The sequence below is a fragment of the Malikia spinosa genome (genome assembly GCF_002980625.1).
Lineage (GTDB): Bacteria > Pseudomonadota > Gammaproteobacteria > Burkholderiales > Burkholderiaceae_C > Malikia > Malikia spinosa.
On record NZ_PVLR01000021.1, the window covers coordinates 21,497 to 35,845 of the forward strand.

Consider the following 14,349-nt stretch of genomic DNA (forward strand, 5'->3'; position numbering starts at 1 on the left):
ACTGGAGAAATCATGAACCTTCGCACGAGCTCGTTCAACCGCCGTCATTCGCTGCTGGCGCTGGCCAGTCTGCTGGGCGCCGCGGCGCTGCCGGCACTGGCCGCCAGCCCGGCCCAGGCACCGATCCGTATTGCGCTGATCGAAAGCCTGTCGGGCCCGATCGCCAACACCGGCGAGGCCGTGCACCGCAACCTGGTGCTGGCCACCGAGCGGGTCAACGCGCGCGGCGGCATCAAGCTCGCTGGTGGCCGGGCGCCGCTGGCGATCGAGCGCTACGACAGCAAGGGCCAGATCGAGGAAGCGCTGGCCGCCCTGCGCTCGGCCATCGATGCCGGCATCCGCATCGTCGCCCAGGGCAATTCTTCTGCAGTCGCTGGCGCGTTGATCGATGCGATCGCCAAGCACAACGAGCGCAATCCGGCGCAGCAGGTGCTGTTCCTGAACTATTCGGCGGTCGATCCGGCGCTGACCAACGAGCGCTGCAGCTTCTGGCATTTCCGCTTCGATGCCCATGCCGACATGCGCATGGCCGCGCTGATGGACGTGCTGAAGAACGATCGCCAGGTCGCCAGCGTCTACCTGATCGGCCAGGACTACAGCTTCGGCCAGTCGGTGCTGCGCGAGGCCAAGCGCCAGTTGTCGATGCGCCGCCCCGACGTGAAGATCGTCGGCGAGGAACTGCATCCGATGGCGCGCGTCAAGGACTTCCTGCCCTACGCGACCAAGATCAAGGCCAGCGGCGCCCAGGCCGTCATCACCGGCAACTGGGGCAATGACCTCACGCTGCTGGTCAAGGCCGCGCGCGAAGTCGGCTACGAGGGCAAGTTCTACACCTTCTACGGCAACGCGCTCGGCGCGCCGGCGGCGATCGGCGAGGCCGGCGTCGGCCAGGTGCTGGCAGTGGCCGAATGGTTCCCGAACGCGCCGGGCCAGGCCGGCAAGGCCTTCTACCAGGCATTCCGCCAGCGCTTCCCCAAGCCCGAGGACGATTACGTGCACCTGCGCATGCAGCTGATGATCGAGGCGCTGGCGCAGGCGCTCGAGCGCGCCGCTGCCCAGGGAGCTGGGCAGGGCGGGTCGGTCGTACCGGCCGCGCTGGCCGTCGCGCGTGCCCTTGAGCAGGCCGATGTCAGCCTGGCCGGCCAGCGGCTGCAGATGCGTGCCGGCGACCACCAGGCCCAGCAGCCGCTGATGGTCGCGATCATGGACCGCAAGGGCTCACGAGGCGTGCCGTTTGATGTCGAGGGCTCGGGCTATGGTTTCCGCGTCGTGCACCAGCTCAACGCCGAGGCCGCCTCGCACGCCCACAGCTGCCGCATGGTACGGCCCTGAACCCCTGGCCAGCCGGCCGGCGCCGCGCTATAATCAACGACCCCCGCCATTTCGGCGAGTGGTTTCACGCCCGTTGCGGCTGCCCCGAAGAGGGGGCTGCGGCGGGATGCAAGTCATATAAGGACACCCGATGATCTCTTTCGAAAACAAGGCGCAAGTCATTGCCGCCAACGCCCGCAGCGCCACCGACACTGGTAGCCCGGAAGTCCAGGTCGCCATCATGACCGCGCGCATCAACGAACTGATGCCGCACTTCAAGACCCACGCCAAGGACCACCATGGCCGTCGCGGTCTGCTCAAGATGGTCAGCCGCCGCCGCAAGCTGCTGGACTACCTGAAGGCCAAGGACGCTTCGCGTTACGTCGCCCTGATCCAGAAGCTGGGCCTGCGCAAGTAAACTTGACGCTGTCTTGCTGACCGAAACGCCTGGGTTGCTTGGCCACTCAGGCGTTTTGCGCTTTCTAAACCCCGAAAAACCGGAGTTTTGCCCTTTCAGAGCGAAGCTGTGTCATTCCAACGAGGCCCCTGCACTGGGTCTGCGCTGGAATGGCATCGTGTTCTGATGGCCTGACTCCAGGCACCGTGCGCTGCCCTTTAGCGCACAACATCCTAGGAAATCTATGAGCCTGTTCAACAAAGTCACCAAGACCTTCCAATGGGGTCAGAACACCGTCCGCATGGAAACCGGCGAGATCGCCCGTCAGTCCAGCGGCGCCGTGCTGCTCGACATGGACGGCACCGTCGTGCTGGCCACCGTGGTCGCCAAGTCCGATGCCAAGGCCGGCCAGGACTTCTTCCCGCTGACCGTCGACTACCTCGAGAAGTCGTACGCCGCCGGCAAGATCCCGGGCAGCTTCTTCAAGCGCGAAGGCCGTCCGTCCGAGTTCGAGACCCTGACCAGCCGCCTGATCGACCGTCCGATCCGCCCGCTGTTCCCGGAAGGCTTCTTCAACGAAGTGCAGGTCGTGATCCACACCCTGTCGCTGAACCCTGAAGTCGATGCCGACATCGCCGCCATGATCGCCACCAGCGCTGCGCTGTCGGTCTCCGGTATCCCGTTCAACGGCCCGATCGGCGCCGCCCGCGTCGGTTATGTCAACGGCGAGTTCGTGCTCAACCCGGGCCAGACCGCGCGCAAGAACAGCCAGATGGACCTGATCGTCGCCGGCACCGAAGCCGCCGTGCTGATGGTCGAGTCCGAGGCGCAGCAGTTGTCCGAGGACCTGATGCTGGCCGCCATCGTGTTCGGTCACGAGCAGGGCAACATTGCCGTCGCCGCGATCAACGACCTGGTGCGCGAAGCTGGCAAGCCGGAATGGAGCTGGCAGGCCCCGGCGCGCGACGAAGCGCTGATCGCCAAGGTCGAGGCCCTGGGCGCCGACAAGCTGGCCGCTGCCTACCAGATCCGCAACAAGCAGGCCCGTACCCAGGCCTGCCGCAGCGCCTACGCCGACGTCATGGTCGGCCTGAAGGCCGACGGCGTCGAGTTCGACGGCGTCAAGGTCGAAGGCCTGCTGTTCGACATCGAAGCGCGCATCGTGCGCGGCCAGATCCTGGCCGGCGAGCCGCGCATCGACGGTCGCGACACCCGCACCGTGCGTCCGATCGAGATCCGCAGCAGCGTGCTGCCGCGCACCCACGGCTCGGCCCTGTTCACCCGTGGCGAAACGCAAGCCCTGGTCGTCGCGACCCTGGGTACCGACCGCGACGCCCAGCGCATCGACGCGCTGGCCGGCGAGTTCGAAGACCGCTTCATGCTGCACTACAACATGCCTCCCTTCGCCACCGGCGAAACCGGTCGCGTCGGCAGCCCCAAGCGCCGCGAGATCGGTCACGGCCGTCTGGCCAAGCGCGCCCTGGTCGCCGCGCTGCCGAGCAAGGAAGAGTTCCCCTACACCCTGCGCGTGGTGTCCGAGATCACCGAGTCCAACGGCTCCTCGTCGATGGCTTCGGTCTGCGGCGGCTGCCTGGCGCTGATGGATGCCGGCGTGCCGATGAAGGCCCATGTGGCCGGCATCGCCATGGGCCTGATCAAGGACGGCAACCGCTTCGCGGTGCTGACCGACATCCTGGGTGACGAGGACCACCTCGGCGACATGGACTTCAAGGTCGCCGGCACCACCGCTGGCGTGACCGCCCTGCAGATGGACATCAAGATCCAGGGCATCACCAAGGAAATCATGCAGGTCGCGCTGGCCCAGGCCAAGGAAGCACGCCTGCACATCCTCGACAAGATGCAAAGCGCCATGGGCGAAGCCAAGACCGAAGTCTCCGACTTCGCGCCCAAGCTGTTCACCATGAAGATCAACCCCGAGAAGATCCGTGACGTGATCGGCAAGGGCGGCGCCACCATCCGCGCGCTGACCGAAGAGACCGGCTGCCAGATCAATATCGAGGAAGACGGCACCATCACCATCGCCGCCACCGAGTCGGCCAAGGCCGACGAGGCCAAGCGCCGCATCGAGCAGATCACCGCCGAAGTCGAAGTCGGCAAGGTCTACGAAGGCCCGGTCACCAAGATCCTGGACTTCGGTGCCCTGATCAACCTGCTGCCGGGCAAGGACGGCCTGCTGCACATCAGCCAGATCGCGCACCAGCGCGTCGAGAAGGTCACCGACTTCCTGACCGAAGGCCAGATCGTCAAGGTCAAGGTGCTCGAGACCGACGAGAAGGGTCGCGTCAAGCTGTCGATGAAGGCGCTGATCGATCGCGAAGAAGCGTTCCAGCAGCAACAACAGCAACAGCAGTAAGCCAGCCATGCAGGCCGTCGAGATCACGACCCCTGGCGCCCCCGAGGTGCTCAAGCTCGTGCAGCGCGAGCGTCCGGTTCCGGGCGCGGGCGAGCTGCTGATCCGCGTCAGCGCCTCGGGCGTCAACCGTCCCGACGTGCTGCAGCGCACCGGCAACTATCCGGTGCCGCCAGGCGCCTCCGACATCCCCGGCCTCGAAGTGGCCGGCGTGATCGTCGAGGGCGACGCGGCGGCGCTGGCGGCCGAGGGCTTGCACCTCGGCGACAGCGTCTGCGCGCTGGTCGCTGGCGGCGGCTATGCCGAATACTGCGTCGCTCCGGTGGCGCAATGCCTGCCAGTACCCAAGGGCTGGACCGAGCTGGAGGCCGCGGGACTGCCCGAGACCTTCTTTACGGTCTGGAGCAATGTCTTCGAGCGCGGCCAACTGCAGCCCGGCGAGACCCTGCTGGTGCAGGGCGGTTCGAGCGGCATTGGCGTCACCGCGATCCAGCTGGCCAAGGCGCGCGGCGCCCAGGTCATCGTGACGGTGGGTAGCGCCGACAAGGCGCAGGCCTGCCTCGCGCTGGGCGCCGATCATGCGATCGACTACAAGTCGCAGGACTTCGTCGCCGAGGTCGCCCGTATCACGGGTGGGCGCGGCGTTGATGTCATCCTCGACATGGTGGCCGGCTCCTATGTGGCGCGCGAGATCGACTGCCTGGCCGAGGACGGCCGCCTGGTCATCATCGCGGTGCAAGGCGGCGCCAAGGCCGAGATCAATGCCGGCAAGGTGCTGCGTCGGCGCCTGACGGTGACCGGCTCCACGCTGCGTCCGCGCCCGCTGGCCTTCAAGGCCGCGATCGCGCGCTCGCTGCGCCATGTGGTCTGGCCGCTGATCGAGTCCGGCCAGATCAAGCCCGTGATCCATCAGGTGTTCCCGGCGGCGCAGGCCGCACAGGCGCACACGCTGATGGAGTCCAACCAGCATATCGGCAAGCTCCTGCTCGACTGGGCGCCCGCCTGAACCCGCAACCCAACTGTCCTTCTCACGCATGACGAAGAAACTGATTGTCGGTAACTGGAAGATGAACGGCAGCCTGGCGACCAACGCCGGACTGCTGCAGGCCCTGCTGGCCGGACTCAACGACGACGCGATCGCCGTGGCCGATGTCGCCCTCTGTGCCAGCTCGCCCTATCTGGCGCAGCTGCAGACCCTGCTGCAGGGTACGGCGCTCGGCTGGGGTGCCCAGGATTGCTCGGCGCACGACTCGGGTGCCTACACCGGCGAGGTTGCTGCTGCGATGCTGCGCGACTTCGCCTGCCGCTATGTGATCCTCGGTCATTCGGAGCGTCGCCAATACCATGGCGAAAACGATGATCTGGTGGCGCAGAAGGCGCAGCGCGCGCTGGCTGCCGGCATCACGCCGATCGTCTGCGTCGGCGAGACGCTGGCTGACCGCGAAGCCGGCCGCACCGAGTTCGTGGTCAAGCGCCAGCTGTCGGCCGTGATCCACGCGGTCGGCCATTGCGCCAGCGAGATCGTGGTGGCCTACGAGCCGGTCTGGGCCATCGGCACCGGCCGCACCGCGACGCCCGAACAGGCGCAGGCGGTGCATGCGGTGCTGCGCTCCCAGCTCAAGGCGGCGTCGGCGCATTCCAGCCGCAACCGCATCCTCTATGGCGGCAGCATGAACGCGGCCAATGCCGCCGAACTGCTGAGCCAGCCTGACATCGACGGCGGCCTGATCGGCGGTGCCTCGCTCAAGGCCGACGAATTCCTCTCCATCATTGCCAGCTGTCCGCTTGCGGCGGCTGTCATCTGAAGTCCCAGATCATGACCATTCTCTTCAACCTGCTTCTGATCCTTCAAATTGTGTCTGCGCTGGCCATGATCGGCCTGATCCTGATGCAGCACGGCAAGGGCGCCGATGCCGGTGCCGCCTTCGGCGGCGGCGGCTCGGCCAGCCTGTTTGGCGCCACCGGTGGCGCCAACTTCCTGTCGCGCAGCACCGGCGTGCTGGCGACCGTGTTCTTTGTCTGCACGCTGGCGCTGGCCTACTTTGGCCACTCCAAGCCGGCCAGCAGCGGCAGCGTGCTCGAGAGCGCTGCTCCCGTCACCGCACCGGCAGCGCCGACCCAGCCGGCCGCAGGCCAGATTCCGGGCCAGTAATGCCGAAAACGCCCGCTGCATAAAAAGCTGCGGGCTGGCCGGAAAAGCGGTTTTTTCCAGCTAGAATACACGGATTGGTGCAGCGCAGTACCCCGGTATTTGCAATAAGTTGTATCAAGACAATAGCCGACGTGGTGAAATTGGTAGACACGCTATCTTGAGGGGGTAGTGGCGAAAGCTGTGCGAGTTCGAGTCTCGCCGTCGGCACCAAAAATTCAATGGATGCGCAATGCGTCCGCGGAACAAGCAAATGGACATAGCACAATACCTTCCGGTACTCTTGTTTGTTTTGGTCGGTCTTGCGGTGGGTGTGCTGCCGCAAGTCCTGGGCTACATACTAGGCCCCAATCGCCCTGATGCGGCGAAAAACTCCCCTTACGAATGCGGCTTCGAGGCTTTCGAAGACGCCCGCATGAAGTTCGATGTGCGCTACTACCTGGTCGCCATCCTCTTCATACTGTTCGACCTGGAAATCGCGTTCCTGATCCCATGGGCGGTCGCCTTGACCGACATCGGTTCGACCGGTTTCTGGACCGGCGTCGTGTTCCTGATCGACCTGGTGGTGGGCTTTGTCTACGCCTGGAAGATCGGTGCGCTGGACTGGGAATGAAGCGCGCTAGCGCTCAGGAGTACAAATGATCGAAGGCGTCTTCAAGGAAGGTTTCATCACCACCAGTTACGACTCGGTGGTGAACTGGGCCAAAACCGGTTCGCTCTGGCCCATGACCTTTGGTCTGGCCTGTTGCGCGGTCGAGATGATGCACGCGGCCACGGCACGTTATGACATCGCCCGTTTCGGCGCCGAAGTCTTCCGTGCCAGTCCGCGTCAGTCCGACCTCATGATCGTGGCCGGTACCCTTTGCAACAAGATGGCGCCTGCGCTGCGCAAGGTCTACGACCAGATGGCCGAGCCGCGCTGGGTCCTGTCGATGGGTTCCTGTGCCAACGGCGGCGGCTACTACCACTACAGTTATTCGGTGGTGCGTGGCTGCGACCGCATCGTTCCGGTTGACGTCTACGTGCCCGGCTGCCCGCCGACGGCCGAAGCGCTGATCTACGGCATCATCCAGCTGCAGAACAAGATCCGCCGCACCAACACCATTGCGCGCGCTTGAGCGCCGGAGACCATCCCCGATGACGAACGCAACCGCACAAGCTGTGGCGATCGCCCCTGAGGCGCTGCAGCAAACCGTCGCCGAGGTGCTCGGCGACAAGATCAAGAAAACCAAGCTCGAGCACGGTGAAGTCACCGTTGAAGTCGCTCCCGCCGACTACTTTGACGCCATGCAGCTGCTGCGCGATGCGCCGGGCTGCCGCTTCGACCAGCTGCTCGACATCTGCGGCCTCGACTATTCTGCCTACCGTGACGGCGCCTGGGAAGGCCAGCGCTTCGCGGTCGTCGTGCATCTGCTGTCGGTCGAGCTCAACCAGCGCCTGCGCGTGCGGGTGTTCTGCGCCGACGACGACTTCCCGGTCGTCGCCACGCTGTGCCCGCTCTGGTCGGTCGCCAACTGGTACGAGCGCGAGGCCTTCGACCTCTACGGCATCGTGTTCGAAGGTCACGAGGACCTGCGCCGCATCCTGACCGACTACGGCTTCATTGGCCACCCCTTCCGCAAGGACTTCCCGGTCACCGGCCATGTCGAGATGCGTTACGACGCCGAGCGCCGTCGCGTGGTCTATGAGCCGGTTTCCATCGAGGCGCGTGAAGTCACGCCGCGCATCATCCGCGAAGACAACTACGGGGGCCTGCACTGAAGGGCTGATGCCCCTTAGGCGAAATCATGGCTGAAATCAAGAACTACACCCTCAACTTCGGTCCGCAGCACCCGGCCGCGCACGGCGTGCTGCGCCTCGTGCTCGAGCTCGACGGCGAAGTGGTGCAACGCGCCGACCCGCATATCGGCCTGCTGCACCGTGCCACCGAAAAGCTGGCCGAAACCAAGACCTTCATCCAGTCGCTGCCCTACATGGACCGACTGGATTACGTGTCGATGATGTGCAACGAGCACGCCTACTGCCTGGCAATCGAGAAGCTGCTCGGCATCGACGTGCCGATCCGCGCCCAGTACATCCGCGTGATGTTCAGCGAGATCACCCGCATGCTCAACCACCTGATGTGGCTGGGCTCGCACGGCAACGACATCGGCAGCTCGACCATCCTGATCTACGCCTTCCGCGAGCGCGAGGATCTGTTCGACATGTACGAGGCGGTCTCGGGTGCGCGCATGCACGCGGCCTATTTCCGTCCGGGCGGCGTCTACCGCGACCTGCCCGACAGCATGCCGCAGTACAAGCACAGCAAGATCCGCAACGCGCGTGCCATGGCCGAGATGAACACGAACCGTCAGGGTTCGCTGCTCGACTTCATCGACGACTTCACCCAGCGCTTCCCGACCTACCTGGCCGAATACCACACCCTGCTGACCGACAACCGGATCTGGAAGCAGCGTACGGTCGGCATCGGCGTGGTCGAGCCCGAGCGCGCGCTCAACATGGGCCTGACCGGCCCGATGCTGCGTGGCTCCGGCTTTGCCTGGGACCTGCGCAAGAAGCAGCCCTACGACGCCTACGACAAGGTCGAGTTCGACATCCCGGTCGGCAAGACCGGCGACACCTACGACCGCTACCTGGTCCGGATGGAAGAGCTCAAGCAGTCGAACCGCATCATCAAGCAGTGCGTCGACTGGCTGCGTGCCAACCCGGGCCCGGTCATCACCGACAACCACAAGGTGGCACCGCCTTCGCGCGAAGCGATGAAGTCGAACATGGAGGAGCTGATCCACCATTTCAAGCTCTTCACCGAAGGCTTCCACGTCCCCGAGGGCGAGGCCTACGCCGCCGTCGAGCACCCGAAGGGCGAGTTCGGCATCTACCTGGTCAGCGACGGCGCCAACAAGCCGTATCGACTCAAGATCCGCGCCCCGGGCTTTGCCCACCTGGCCGGTCTCGACGAGATGGCCAGGGGTCACATGCTGGCCGACGCGGTCGCCATCATCGGCACCATGGATATCGTGTTTGGAGAAATTGACCGATGAGCTCCATCAAGCAAGGCGTGCAGGCGCAGTCCTTCTCCGAAGCGACTCTGTCCCGTTTCGCACGCGAAGTGGCCAAGTACCCGGCCGAACAGAAGCAGTCGGCCGTCATGGCCATCCTGTCCATCGTCCAGCAGGAACAGGGCTGGCTCAGCCCCGAGGCCGAGCAGGGCATCGCCGAATATCTCGGCATGCCGGCGATGGCCGTGCATGAGGTCACGACCTTCTACAACATGTACAACCAGCGGCCGGTGGGCAAGTACAAGCTCAACGTCTGCACCAACCTGCCTTGCGTGCTGCGCGACGGCCAGAAGGCGCTGGCCCATCTCGAGCACAAGCTCGGCATCCAGATGGGCGAGACCTCGGCCGACGGCCTGTTCACGCTGCAGCAGTCCGAGTGCCTGGGCGCCTGCGCCGACTCGCCGGTGATGCTGGTCAACGACCGCCACATGTGCAGCTTCATGAGCAACAGCCGGCTCGACCAGCTGATCGACGACCTGCGCGCCGCGGAGGGCAAGGCATGAACGCCAATCAAGTGCTGCAACAATTCGCCGCTTCCGGCGTTGAGACCTGCTTCCACGACCGCCACATCAACCCGCAGATCTATGCGGGCCTGGACGGCAAGAACTGGTCGATCAAGGACTACGAAGCCCGTGGCGGCTACAGCGCGCTGCGCAAGATCCTGGGCCAGGACGGCAGCGAAGGCCTGAGCCAGGACCAGGTCATCGCGACCGTCAAGGAATCCGGCCTGCGCGGCCGTGGCGGCGCCGGTTTCCCGACCGGCCTGAAGTGGAGCTTCATGCCGCGCCAGTTCCCGGGTGTCAAGCACCTGGTCTGCAACTCGGACGAAGGCGAGCCGGGTACCTGCAAGGATCGCGAGATCCTGATGCACAACCCGCATATCGTGATCGAGGGCATGATCATCGCCGCCTACGCGATGGGCATTCCGCTCGGCTACAACTACATCCACGGCGAGATCTTCGAGGTCTACGAGCGCTTCGAGGCGGCCCTCGAGGAAGCCCGCGCTGCCGGCTACCTGGGTGACAACATCATGGGCAGCAGCTTCAGCTTCCAGCTGCACGCCGCCCACGGTTTTGGCGCCTACATCTGCGGCGAGGAAACCGCGCTGCTTGAGTCGCTCGAAGGCAAGAAGGGCCAGCCGCGCTTCAAGCCGCCGTTCCCGGCCAGCTTCGGCCTCTACGGCAAGCCGACCACCATCAACAACACCGAGACCTTCGCGGCGGTGCCCTGGATCATCCGCAACGGCGGCCTGGCCTACCTCGAGTGCGGCAAGCCCAACAACGGCGGCACCAAGATCTTCTCGGTCAGCGGTGACGTCGAGCGTCCGGGCAACTACGAGATCCCGCTCGGCACTCCGTTTGCCAAGCTGCTCGAGCTCGCCGGTGGCGTGCGCCAGGGCCGCAAGCTCAAGGCCGTGATCCCGGGCGGCTCCTCGTCGCCGGTGCTGCCGGCCGACATCATCATGAACTGCACGATGGACTACGACTCCATTGCCAAGGCCGGCTCGATGCTGGGCTCGGGCGCAGTGATCGTGATCGACGACACGCGCTGCATGGTCAAGTCGCTGCAGCGTCTGTCCTACTTCTACATGCACGAGTCCTGCGGCCAGTGCACGCCTTGCCGCGAAGGCACGGGCTGGCTCTGGCGCATGGTCGACCGCATCGAACGCGGCGAGGGCAAACCCAGCGATCTGGCGCTGCTCGACAACGTGGCCGAGAACATCATGGGGCGCACCATCTGCGCCCTGGGCGACGCAGCGGCGATGCCGGTGCGCGGCATGATCAAACATTTCCGGCACGAGTTCGAGCACCATATCGAACACAAGACCTGCGCGGTCCCGGCATACGTCTGAGGTCTTTGAACCATGGTTGAAATCGAACTCGACGGCAAGAAAGTGCAAGTACCCCCCGGCAGCATGGTCATGCATGCAGCCGAAAAGGTGGGTACCTATATCCCGCACTTCTGCTATCACAAGAAACTCTCCATCGCGGCCAGCTGTCGCATGTGCCTGGTTGACGTCGAAAAGGCGCCCAAGGCCATGCCGGCCTGCGCCACGCCCGTCACGATGGGCATGGTCGTGCGCACCAAGTCCGACAAGGCCATCAAGGCCCAGCAGTCGGTCATGGAGTTCCTGCTGATCAACCACCCGCTGGATTGCCCGATCTGCGACCAGGGCGGTGAATGCCAGCTGCAGGACATCGCGGTCGGCTACGGCGGCGGTGCCTCGCGCTACGAGGAAGAAAAGCGCGTCGTGATGCCGAAGGACGTCGGCCCGCTGGTCTCGATGCAGGAGATGAGCCGCTGCATCCAGTGCACCCGCTGCGTGCGCTTCGGCCAGGAAATTGCCGGCGTGATGGAGCTCGGCATGTCGCATCGCGGCGAGCACGCCGAGATCGAGACCTTCGTCGGCCAGTCCGTCGACTCCGAGCTGTCGGGCAACATGATCGACATCTGCCCGGTCGGCGCGCTGACCAGCAAGCCGTTCCGCTACAACGCCCGCAGCTGGGAGCTGGGCCGGCGCAAGAGCGTCAGCCCGCACGACTCGGCCGGCGCCAACCTGATCGTCCAGGTCAAGAACAACCAGGTCATGCGTGTCGTCCCGTTCGAGAACGAGGATATCAACGAATGCTGGATTGCCGACCGCGACCGCTTCTCCTACGAGGCGCTCAACGGTGCCGAGCGCCTGACCCAGCCGATGATCAAGCAGGGCGGCCAGTGGAAGTCGGTCGACTGGCAGACCGCGCTCGAATATGTCGCCAATGGCCTCAAGACCATCAAGGCCGAGCAGGGCGCCCAGGCCATCGGCCTGCTGGCCAGCCCGCACAGCACGGTCGAGGAACTGGCCCTGGCCGGCGCCTTGGTGCGCGGCCTCGGCAGCCAGAACATTGACAGCCGCCTGCGTGCCGCCGATTTCGACAACGCTGCCGCTGATGGTGAAGCGCGCTGGCTCGGCCTGCCGATCGCCGCCTTGAGCGACCTGCAGCGCGTGCTGGTGGTCGGCTCGAACCTGCGCAAGGATCACCCGCTGTTTGCCCAACGCATTCGCCAGGCCGCCCGCAAGGGTGCCCAGGTCAATGCGCTGAACGAATCGGTGCAGGACTGGGCGCTGCCGGTCGCCAACACCCTGGTGGCCGATGCCACCAGCTGGACCCAGGCCCTGGCTGGCATCGCAGCCGCCGTGGCTGAATTCAAGAGCGTGGCGGCTCCGGTCGCGGCCCAGGCCGACGACGCGGCCCGCGCCATCGCGGCTTCGCTGATTGGCGGCGACAAGAAGGCCGTGTTGCTCGGCAACGCCGCTGCGCACCATGCCCAGGCTTCCAGCCTGCTGGCCCTGGCGCAGTGGATTGCCCAGGAAACCGGTGCCAGCTTCGGCTACCTGACCGAGGCCGCCAACACCGTTGGCGCCCAGCTGGTGCGTGCGTTGCCGGGGCAGGGCGGTCTCAACGCCGGCCAGATGCTGGCCGGTGGCGTCAAGGCTGCGCTGCTGCTCAATGTCGAACCCGGCGCGGATACCGCCATCGACGGCAAGGCCCTGGCCAACGCCGAGATGGTCGTCACGCTGAGTCCGTTCAAGACCAACCTCGACATCAGCGACGTGCTGTTGCCGATCGCGCCGTTCAGCGAGACCTCGGGCAGCTTCGTCAACGCCGAAGGCCGCCTGCAGAGCTTCCATGCCGTGGTCAAGCCGCTGGCCGAGACCCGTCCGGCCTGGAAGGTGCTGCGCGTGCTGGGCAACCTGCTCGGCCTGGGTGGTTTCGCCCAGGAGTCCTCGCAGGACATGCTGGCCCAGGTGCTGCCTGGCGTCGCGCACGGCGAGTTTGTGTCGGCTGCGCGCCTGTCCAACCGGACCAGCGCCGCGATCGACACCGCCACTGCCGCGGCCAAGCCTTGCGTGGCGTCGATTTACCAACTGGACGCGCTGGTGCGTCGCGCCGGTTCCCTGCAACTGACGGCTGACGCCCTTGCTGCCTCGGAGGTGAGCGCATGATCGATGCTCTGTACAACGGCGGCCTGAACCTGGTCGCCGCTCAATGGTGGGCCACGATGGCCTGGCCGGTCCTGTGGATCTTGCTCAAGATCGTCGCCGTGCTGGCTCCGCTGATGGGCGCCGTGGCCTACATGACGCTGTGGGAGCGCAAGCTGCTCAGTTTCATGCAGGTCCGTATCGGCCCGAACCGGGTCGGCCCCAAGGGCCTGCTGCAGCCGATCGCCGACGCGGTCAAGCTGCTGTCCAAGGAACTGATCAACCCGACGGCTGCCGCCAAGGGCCTGTTCCGCCTCGGTCCGGTCATGGCCATCATGCCGGCGCTGGCCGCCTGGGTGGTGGTGCCGTTCGGCCCCGAAGCGGTGCTGGCCAATGTCAACGCCGGTCTGCTGGTGATCCTCGCGATCACCTCGATCGAGGTCTACGGCGTCATCATCGCCGGCTGGGCATCGAACTCCAAGTACGCCTTCCTGGGTGCGCTGCGCGCCTCGGCCCAGATGGTGAGCTACGAGATCGCGATCGGTTTCTGCTTCCTGATCGTCGTCATGACGGCCGGCAGCCTGAACCTGGCCGAGATCGTCGCCTCGCAGGCGCGCGGCTTCGCGGCCGACAACGGCGTGAACTTCCTGTCCTGGAACTGGCTGCCGCTGCTGCCGGTGTTCTTCGTCTACCTGATCTCGGGCGTGGCTGAAACCAACCGTCACCCGTTCGACGTGGTCGAGGGCGAGGCTGAGATCGTCGCCGGTCACATGGTCGAGTACTCGGGCATGGGCTTCGCGATCTTCTTCCTGGCCGAATACGCCAGCATGTGGCTGATCTCGATGCTGGCCGTGCTGATGTTCCTGGGTGGCTGGCTGTCGCCGATCTCCGCGCTCGACTTCATCCCGGGCTGGATCTGGCTGGGCCTCAAGTCCTTCCTGATCATGTCGGCCTTCATCTGGATTCGCGCCACCTTCCCGCGCTACCGCTACGACCAGATCATGCGTCTGGGCTGGAAGATCTTCATTCCCGTGACCCTGGTCTGGTTGCTGCTGGTCGGCTTCCTGATGCAGTCTTCCTGGAATATCTGGAAGTAAT

The 14,349-nt window shown here is 65.2% G+C and carries 14 protein-coding genes and 1 tRNA gene; all 15 read left to right on the top strand.

Going from position 1 to position 14,349, the window contains the following annotated elements:
* Positions 1–12 precede the first annotated feature (12 nt).
* Positions 13–1,332 (top strand): branched-chain amino acid ABC transporter substrate-binding protein, encoded by a 1,320-nt coding sequence (locus C6P61_RS08255; RefSeq protein ID WP_105729456.1) that lies wholly within the window; start codon positions 13–15, stop codon positions 1,330–1,332.
* 130 nt (positions 1,333–1,462) lie between these two features.
* On the top strand, positions 1,463–1,729 hold the full coding sequence (gene rpsO / locus C6P61_RS08260; RefSeq protein ID WP_105729457.1) for a 30S ribosomal protein S15: 267 nt from the start codon (positions 1,463–1,465) through the stop codon (positions 1,727–1,729).
* 223 nt (positions 1,730–1,952) lie between these two features.
* The gene (pnp, locus tag C6P61_RS08265) at positions 1,953–4,082 is read left to right on the top strand and encodes a polyribonucleotide nucleotidyltransferase (RefSeq protein WP_105729458.1); all 2,130 of its coding nucleotides are present in this window, start codon (positions 1,953–1,955) and stop codon (positions 4,080–4,082) included.
* A gap of 7 nt (positions 4,083–4,089) precedes the next feature.
* Positions 4,090–5,085, top strand: a complete 996-nt coding sequence (locus C6P61_RS08270; protein ID WP_105729459.1) for an NAD(P)H-quinone oxidoreductase — start codon at positions 4,090–4,092, stop codon at positions 5,083–5,085.
* A 28-nt stretch (positions 5,086–5,113) separates the two neighbouring features.
* Complete coding sequence (gene tpiA, locus C6P61_RS08275) at positions 5,114–5,884, top strand: triose-phosphate isomerase (protein WP_105729460.1); 771 nt, start codon at positions 5,114–5,116, stop codon at positions 5,882–5,884.
* 11 nt (positions 5,885–5,895) lie between these two features.
* Positions 5,896–6,231: a preprotein translocase subunit SecG gene (gene secG / locus C6P61_RS08280; RefSeq protein ID WP_105729461.1), complete on the top strand. Its 336-nt coding sequence runs from the start codon at positions 5,896–5,898 to the stop codon at positions 6,229–6,231.
* Between the two features lie 125 nt (positions 6,232–6,356).
* Positions 6,357–6,441: transfer RNA gene (locus C6P61_RS08285), tRNA-Leu, on the top strand.
* A 40-nt stretch (positions 6,442–6,481) separates the two neighbouring features.
* Positions 6,482–6,841: an NADH-quinone oxidoreductase subunit A gene (locus C6P61_RS08290; protein ID WP_105729462.1), complete on the top strand. Its 360-nt coding sequence runs from the start codon at positions 6,482–6,484 to the stop codon at positions 6,839–6,841.
* Between the two features lie 25 nt (positions 6,842–6,866).
* Complete coding sequence (locus C6P61_RS08295; RefSeq protein WP_105729463.1) at positions 6,867–7,346, top strand: NuoB/complex I 20 kDa subunit family protein; 480 nt, start codon at positions 6,867–6,869, stop codon at positions 7,344–7,346.
* Between the two features lie 19 nt (positions 7,347–7,365).
* Positions 7,366–7,989, top strand: coding sequence for an NADH-quinone oxidoreductase subunit C (locus C6P61_RS08300; RefSeq protein ID WP_105729464.1), 624 nt, complete (start codon positions 7,366–7,368; stop codon positions 7,987–7,989).
* Positions 7,990–8,015: 26 nt separating this feature from the next.
* The gene (locus C6P61_RS08305; RefSeq protein ID WP_105729465.1) at positions 8,016–9,269 is read left to right on the top strand and encodes an NADH-quinone oxidoreductase subunit D; all 1,254 of its coding nucleotides are present in this window, start codon (positions 8,016–8,018) and stop codon (positions 9,267–9,269) included.
* Positions 9,266–9,790 (top strand): NADH-quinone oxidoreductase subunit NuoE, encoded by a 525-nt coding sequence (nuoE, locus tag C6P61_RS08310; protein ID WP_105729466.1) that lies wholly within the window; start codon positions 9,266–9,268, stop codon positions 9,788–9,790. The genes C6P61_RS08305 and nuoE overlap by 4 nt, the downstream gene beginning before the upstream one ends.
* Entirely contained in the window at positions 9,787–11,139 is a 1,353-nt protein-coding gene (nuoF, locus tag C6P61_RS08315; protein ID WP_105729467.1) for an NADH-quinone oxidoreductase subunit NuoF, read from the top strand. Before nuoE ends, nuoF begins: the two co-directional genes overlap by 4 nt.
* Positions 11,140–11,151: 12 nt before the next feature.
* Complete coding sequence (gene nuoG, locus C6P61_RS08320; protein WP_105729468.1) at positions 11,152–13,275, top strand: NADH-quinone oxidoreductase subunit NuoG; 2,124 nt, start codon at positions 11,152–11,154, stop codon at positions 13,273–13,275.
* Complete coding sequence (nuoH, locus tag C6P61_RS08325) at positions 13,272–14,348, top strand: NADH-quinone oxidoreductase subunit NuoH (RefSeq protein ID WP_105729469.1); 1,077 nt, start codon at positions 13,272–13,274, stop codon at positions 14,346–14,348. The genes nuoG and nuoH overlap by 4 nt, the downstream gene beginning before the upstream one ends.
* Position 14,349: the final 1 nt, after the last annotated feature.

Bases quoted from the DNA above. Each gene is read 5' to 3' on its own strand.
- C6P61_RS08255 (WP_105729456.1), top strand. From the start codon at position 13: ATGAACCTTCGCACGAGCTCGTTCAACCGCCGTCATTCGCTGCTGGCG.
- rpsO (WP_105729457.1), top strand. From the start codon at position 1,463: ATGATCTCTTTCGAAAACAAGGCGCAAGTCATTGCCGCCAACGCCCGC.
- pnp (WP_105729458.1), top strand. From the start codon at position 1,953: ATGAGCCTGTTCAACAAAGTCACCAAGACCTTCCAATGGGGTCAGAAC.
- C6P61_RS08270 (WP_105729459.1), top strand. From the start codon at position 4,090: ATGCAGGCCGTCGAGATCACGACCCCTGGCGCCCCCGAGGTGCTCAAG.
- tpiA (WP_105729460.1), top strand. From the start codon at position 5,114: ATGACGAAGAAACTGATTGTCGGTAACTGGAAGATGAACGGCAGCCTG.
- secG (WP_105729461.1), top strand. From the start codon at position 5,896: ATGACCATTCTCTTCAACCTGCTTCTGATCCTTCAAATTGTGTCTGCG.
- C6P61_RS08290 (WP_105729462.1), top strand. From the start codon at position 6,482: ATGGACATAGCACAATACCTTCCGGTACTCTTGTTTGTTTTGGTCGGT.
- C6P61_RS08295 (WP_105729463.1), top strand. From the start codon at position 6,867: ATGATCGAAGGCGTCTTCAAGGAAGGTTTCATCACCACCAGTTACGAC.
- C6P61_RS08300 (WP_105729464.1), top strand. From the start codon at position 7,366: ATGACGAACGCAACCGCACAAGCTGTGGCGATCGCCCCTGAGGCGCTG.
- C6P61_RS08305 (WP_105729465.1), top strand. From the start codon at position 8,016: ATGGCTGAAATCAAGAACTACACCCTCAACTTCGGTCCGCAGCACCCG.
- nuoE (WP_105729466.1), top strand. From the start codon at position 9,266: ATGAGCTCCATCAAGCAAGGCGTGCAGGCGCAGTCCTTCTCCGAAGCG.
- nuoF (WP_105729467.1), top strand. From the start codon at position 9,787: ATGAACGCCAATCAAGTGCTGCAACAATTCGCCGCTTCCGGCGTTGAG.
- nuoG (WP_105729468.1), top strand. From the start codon at position 11,152: ATGGTTGAAATCGAACTCGACGGCAAGAAAGTGCAAGTACCCCCCGGC.
- nuoH (WP_105729469.1), top strand. From the start codon at position 13,272: ATGATCGATGCTCTGTACAACGGCGGCCTGAACCTGGTCGCCGCTCAA.